The sequence below is a fragment of the Streptococcus pseudopneumoniae genome (genome assembly GCF_001072315.1).
Taxonomy (GTDB): Bacteria; Bacillota; Bacilli; order Lactobacillales; family Streptococcaceae; genus Streptococcus; species Streptococcus pseudopneumoniae_R.
This window is the reverse complement of record NZ_JVLI01000052.1, coordinates 1-339: the sequence shown is the minus strand read 5'-3', so window position 1 is coordinate 339 and position 339 is coordinate 1. Positions and strand designations below refer to the sequence as shown.

1 pseudogene is annotated in these 339 nt (G+C 34.5%); it reads right to left on the bottom strand.

Going from position 1 to position 339, the window contains the following annotated elements:
• Positions 1 to 231: 231 nt before the first annotated feature.
• Positions 232 to 339: pseudogene (locus ADH54_RS11070) on the bottom strand (transcriptional regulator); the annotation flags it as partial.

The window sequence follows — 339 nt, the reverse complement described above, 5'->3', positions numbered from 1 at the left end:
ATTTTTCTCCTTTCGCTTTACAATTGGCTTGAACACCTTTATTGTATCGCGTTTGGAGTTTTTTGGGTATAACCTTCGACGCGCACCCGCATAGCGGGTGGTTTTTTTGTCTCGCACCTAGCGGAGCGAGACGAACTAATAGTCACATAATTATAAGGCTGATAGTATTCATTTCACTATCAGCCTTACAGGTTATTTAACGTTTCAGAAAAACTATAATGTCAAGATTGACTAAACAGTATCTAATTCCTTCAAATAATTTTCTATCTTCATCAACATTAAAGGATTGTTATAAATCTTACATAACTCTCTTGCTTCTATATAATAATTTTTGACTTG